The organism is Nostoc sp. UHCC 0251, assembly GCF_034932245.1.
GTDB lineage: Bacteria > Cyanobacteriota > Cyanobacteriia > Cyanobacteriales > Nostocaceae > Nostoc.
Genome location: NZ_JAYGHD010000205.1, coordinates 1 through 4,423 on the forward strand (window position 1 = coordinate 1; position 4,423 = coordinate 4,423).

Sequence of the window (4,423 nt, forward strand, 5' to 3'; positions counted from 1 at the left end):
TTCCTTTCTACCATTTTTTTGTAACCAAATCATATTCCGGACGTGTCTATTGATTAAATGTTTACGGTAAATTAATAAAAACTACATAAAATATTTATCTAGCTTTATGCAATTTTTATAAGTATTTGATTAATATAATGTTCAAAAAAAATTAATATTTTTTTTAAATAAAAACATTATAAATTTATATAAACCCTTATACGAAGTATGTCTTTTACGTGAGATTGAGTAAGCAATTATTCGTAGGTAGAACATCATGGTTGCTAAAGCTTCTTTTTTCATTGATGATGCAAATGCCAATAGCATCAATGCCAGTACCTATAATTCCGGCTCTTTTAAGATTGTTAATAATTCCACATCTCAAGAAAAAATAAACAAAGTAGTAATTGACCTCAGCACTAGTATTCTTCCAGATTTAGTCTTTGATCCTTCGGGAACTGCTGGTGACCTTGTAGCGAAGAACTTCACAGTAGATAGTGAAGGCAGAACAGGATTTGCTGCTTTCAAGTTCCTCAAAGCTCGTGACGGTGGCTTTGATGCCGTAGAAATCACTTTTAACAGCTTTGATCCAGGTAAAACATTCACTTTTTCTGTAGATGTTGACCCAACCAGTATCAAAGGTTTACCTGCTCCAGGGCCAAATGAGTCAGGAAGTGTTTCTGGTCTAGAACTAATAGGTACAACGCTCACAGTCGATTTCTCTGATAGTACCAGTTACACAGGAAAGACTTATAGAATTCCCAATAGTTTAGATGGCTCACAGGTTGTTATCCAAGCAAATGCACCTACCCAACCAACAATTCAGGTTTTGGGTCTAGCCTCAACTGCACCCACAACTGTTTCAAATGCCAACCAAACAGTTAAAGTCAGCGGTACTCCAGGAACTTCAGTTAACTTACTAGTGATGGAGGCTGGCTTATTTAAAAATAACGGCGGTGGCTTTGATCTAGATCCTTTTGAAGCCAACTCAGCGATCGCTGTTAATGAAAAGTCTGCCACGATTGGGACAGGAGGTTTTGTCGATATTCCGATAACCCTCACACGTTCTCAAACGGATGGAGGATTGAACCATATCGTTGCGGTAACTAAAGCCACCGATGGAACGACAAGCTTACCATCTGTCGTGCAGATTTTAGATTATCAGCCTAACGCTGCACCCGCACCTCTACCTGATTCAGGTGATACTCCACCCAAACCCAACGCAATTCGGATCAATGCAGGAGGTGGAGCGTACACCGATAGCTTAGGTCAAGTTTGGAGCGCAGATCAGTATTTTGTTGGTGGCAATCTTAATGGTACGACAACAGCGATCGCCAGTACTGTCGCAGACCCACTTTATCAAACAGAGCGTTGGTTGAGTAACCTGGACTATGCGATTCCAGTACTCAACGGAGATTACACAGTCAAACTCCAGTTTGCAGAAATATACTGGAATGCCGCAGGTCAGCGCATCTTTGATGTCAGTGCAGAGAATCAGCTAGTAGTTGATGACCTAGATATTTTTGCCCAAGCTGGCGGTAAAAATATTGCTCTGGACAAGTCCTTTAATGTTAACGTCAAAGATGGCACACTGAACTTGAATTTCTTGGCCAGTAAAGACAATGCTAAAGTCTCGGCTATTGAAATCATCCCTGTGAGTGCGACTGGGCCAAAGGTAATTGTGCAAGAGACTGGCGGTAATACTACGGTTACTGAAGGAGCAGCTACTGGTGATAGTTACTCGTTAGTTTTGAATACCAAACCTACAAGCAATGTAACGATTAACTTAGCAGCCGGTAATCAAATTACCCTAGATAAGCCCAGCCTAATCTTCACACCTGATAACTGGAATATAGCCCAAGCTGTTACTGTTAAAGCTGTTGATGATAGCTTAGTAGAGGGAACTCAAACAGTAAATATTAGTCACACCATTACCACTACAGATAACAATTACAAAACTCTTAGCATTCCTAATGTTGCTGTTAATGTTATTGACAACGATAGTTCTCCAGCCACAGGCAAAGCCATTCGGATCGATACAGGCTCAACTAAATCTTATACCGATACCAAAGGCCAAGTTTGGGAAGCAGATAAGTATTTCGTAGGAACAAGCGATACCTATTCCACTGCTGCTCCAATCGGCAAGACGGAAGACGACGCTGTGTATCAAACTGAGCGTTATGGCAAAAACTTGGCTTATCAAATTCCAGTAGCGAACGGCAACTATGCCGTAAATCTACACTTTACAGAAATTTACTGGACTGACTTTAATAAGAGGATATTTGATGTTTCTCTAGAAGGTCAGAAAGTTTTTGATGACATAGACATTTTTGCCAAATCCAAAAATGCCTTCTTCACAGGTAATAACTCTGCTTTGGTTCTATCTGCCCCAACCCAGACTGTAACTGATGGCATCCTCAACATTGATTTCGCAGCCAGCGTTGACAACGCTAGTATCACAGGTATTGAAGTCATTGCATTGACTGGGCCACAAGTAGTTTTGCAACAAACAGAAGGCAAAACTGAGGTCACGGAAGGAGGCGCTAGTGATACTTACTCCTTAGTTCTCAATAGCCAACCCACAGAGGATGTGACGATTAATCTTGTACCTGGCAATCAGCTCAGCGCCAACAAGACTAGTTTGACCTTCACTGCTGCTAACTGGAATGTTGCTCAAACAGTCACTATCAGTGCAGTGAACGATAATGTGGCAGAAGGTGCCCAAACAGCCAACATTACTCACACGATCACTACTACAGATAACAGCTACAAAAATCTTACTGTTCCAAATCTTGCTGTTGACATCATCGACAATGACATCGTTGCTATCAGCTTTGACAAGAAAACAGTAGCTACAGTTAGTTCTCCTACGGTCGGAGCTTGGGGCCCAGATGGTAGGTTTTATGTGGGCACTTACAGTGGTGAAATCAAAGCATACACCTTTGATCAGAACTACAACATTACTGCTACCCAAACAATCACCACTATCAAGAACCTAGATAATAAGCAAATATTAGGGATCGCTTTTAACCCTTACGATACCTCTGGTGCCCCAAGTATTTATGTTGCTCATAGTAAGCTATATGCCAATAATGATGGTAAAGGCTTTCCTAAAACTGAACTTTCTCCTTATAGTGGTGAAATTTCAATACTCGAAGGAGCTAATTTTTCGCAACGGAAATCTTTAGTTTCAGGGCTACCGGTTTCCAACCATGACCACGGTATTAATGCTTTAACGTTTGATAACAAAGGCGATTTATACATTAATGTTGGTGGCAATACTAATGCAGGTATTACCAATGACAATATAGGCGGTGTTCCAGAGTCTCCTTTCTCAGCTGCTATCCTCAAAGCTGAAATTTCAAAATCTAGCTTCAATGGGCAGATAAAGTATGAGCTACCAAATCCTCTACCAGCTGGTTATGAGATTCCTAGTGGATTAACTTTTAATCCGGCAGATAGTCAAGTCTTTGGAGATATAGCAAAAGTCAAATCTGGTGTAGATGTTTCCGTATACGCTAGTGGACTTCGTAATGCCTTTGGTGCAGCTTTCACAACACAAGGATTACTTTATGCCACAGAGAATGGTTATAACGCAACATTTGGAGACATCTCTACCTCGGCTACAACTCAAAAACCAACAACTGTCGATTCTGCTCCAGATGAACTCAATCTGATCAAAGCAGGTGAATACTACGGTCATCCTAATCGAAATCGTGGAAGCTCTGACAATCGCCAGAATACTTATTATGGGCTAAGTGACCCCAGTATTCCAGGAGTATATACAGCTCCACTGACAACTTTTACTCCTTCAACTAATGGGCTTGATGAGTACCGTGCCACAACATTCCAAAACCAAATGCGAGGTAATTTAATTGCCCAGCAATGGAATGGCAAATTCTATAACATCAAACTCTCACCAGATGGCACTCAGGTGCAACAAACTACTACCCTGACTGGTGTTGCAGATGGTTTAGATATCAAGCATGGGCCTGGAGGTGCAATTGTTGGCGTTGATTTGACTGACAACTTAATTACGGTTGCACTTCCTAACGATCCTGGGGTGGTAGATCCTACTGTCTACGATTTATTCCCCTGGAGAGCGCCAGCAGTAGGTGGTAATACATTTGTCATCGGCGGTAAGAACTTCGGTACTTTGGGGAATACTCAGGTTTCCATTGGTGGACAATCTGCATCTATTACCTCAGTTTCTGATCAAAGAATCATTGGTACTCTGCCAAACTTTGTCGGCAAACCGCTCATTGACCCCAACGCTAACGGATTATTAGATTTGGTTGTTAATAGCAATGGTAAGCAGTCAGTAATGGCAGATGCATTCTTGCCACTAACTGGAACAGCCTACTTCGTTTGATGAAATAAAGTCTGCAATCTAAGTAGGTAGGCGAGAAAATTTATAGCTATGTAACGAAAGCTTAATCACAAG

Annotated in this window: 1 protein-coding gene; it reads left to right on the forward strand. The window is 41.2% G+C overall.

The genetic code is table 11. The annotated features are described in order from the left end of the window. Nucleotides 1-256 precede the first annotated feature (256 nt). On the forward strand, nt 257-4,351 hold the full coding sequence (locus VB740_RS17265) for a malectin domain-containing carbohydrate-binding protein (RefSeq protein WP_323201191.1): 4,095 nt from the start codon (nt 257-259) through the stop codon (nt 4,349-4,351). The last annotated feature ends 72 nt before the right edge of the window (nt 4,352-4,423 follow it).

Coding starts and splice junctions, on each gene's coding strand:
- VB740_RS17265 (WP_323201191.1), top strand. CDS start 257: ATGGTTGCTAAAGCTTCTTTTTTCATTGATGATGCAAATGCCAATAGC.